This is a genomic window from Halorubrum sp. SD612, from assembly GCF_002135005.1.
Map to the genome: position 1 here is coordinate 1 of NZ_NEWI01000393.1, position 1,130 is coordinate 1,130.

The window sequence follows — 1,130 nt, forward strand, 5'->3', positions numbered from 1 at the left end:
GGCGGCGGCCGCGACGCCCGGCCCCTCCGGGACGTCGTCGCGCTCGTTCACCGCGGCGTTCGCGCGGCCGAGCTCGCGCGTCAGGTCCGCGATGGAGACGGCGTCGGAGCCGTCCGCGTCCGGGTCGGCCTCCAGCGCCGGGAACACCTCCTCGCGGAGGTGGCCCTCGAACTCCGCGAAGTGCTCCTGCGGGAGGTAGACGTTGTAGATGCGGTCGACGCCCTCGTCGCGGAGCCCCTCGTCGTGCTCGCGGAGGCTCTTCTCGGGGTCGTGAGTCCGCCCGTGGTGGTGTTTGCCGCCGATCGCCTCGATGGCGTCGTGGGTGAGGTTCGCGCCGGTGGTCACGAGGGCGTCGACGTAGCCGTCGCGGATGAGGTCGGCGACGATCCGGCGCATCCCCGCGGGGACCATCGCGCCCGCGAGCGAGAGGAACACGGTACAGTCGTCGTTCTCGAACATCTCCGCGAGCACGTCGCCCGCCTCGTTGACGGCGGCGGCGCCGATCCCGGCGTCCCCGTACCCGTCGACGAGCTCGCTCACCGTCATCCCGGCGGTCGCGCGCGTGTGGCCCATCGGGTCCGCGTGGAACTCCTCGCGGTGCGGCTCGTGGCCGCCGTCGCCGTGGTCGTGGCCGTCGCCCTCGGCGTCCGCGCCGTGTTCGCCCGCGTCGTCCCGCGTTCCCTCGTCGCTGTCGGCCATGGCCCCGGATGGGGCCGGCGCGCGTTTGAAACGACCGATCCGGGCGCGGACCGCCGGCGAGGTCGCGGGCCGGCTACCCGCCGCTCACCGGCGGGAACAGCGCCAGCTCGTCGCCCGCCTCCAGCGTCGCGTCGAGCCCCTCGTCGTGGCGGACGCTCCGGCCGTTCCGGAGGACGTTGATGTGGTCCGCGACGGTTCCGTCCTCGATGACGCGCTCCCTGAGGCCGGGATGCGCGTCCAACAGCGCGTCGAGCGCGTCGCCGACCGTGTCGCCCGGCTCCGCGTCGACCGTCACGGTGCGGTCGCCCGCGATCTCCGCGAGGTCGGCGAACAGCTTCCACTCCATGGCGGATCCCCGCGCGGGCGACTCAAGAGCGTTGCGTCCCGTCGGGGGCGTCCGCGTCGTCGTCCCCGCCCGCGGCCGACGGGAC

2 protein-coding genes are annotated in these 1,130 nt (G+C 74.5%); both read right to left on the reverse strand.

Annotation, left to right across the window (positions count from 1 at the left end; all coding sequences use genetic code 11):
- The coding region (locus B9G38_RS17610; RefSeq protein ID WP_198945740.1) for a deoxyhypusine synthase family protein at positions 1 to 699 on the reverse strand (699 nt) is incomplete at its 3' end.
- A gap of 73 nt (positions 700 to 772) precedes the next feature.
- Positions 773 to 1,045 carry a ubiquitin-like small modifier protein 1 gene (locus tag B9G38_RS17615; protein WP_086221207.1) on the reverse strand — a complete coding sequence of 91 codons (273 nt, stop codon included), beginning with the start codon at positions 1,043 to 1,045 and terminating at the stop codon, positions 773 to 775.
- Between the last annotated feature and the right edge of the window lie 85 nt (positions 1,046 to 1,130).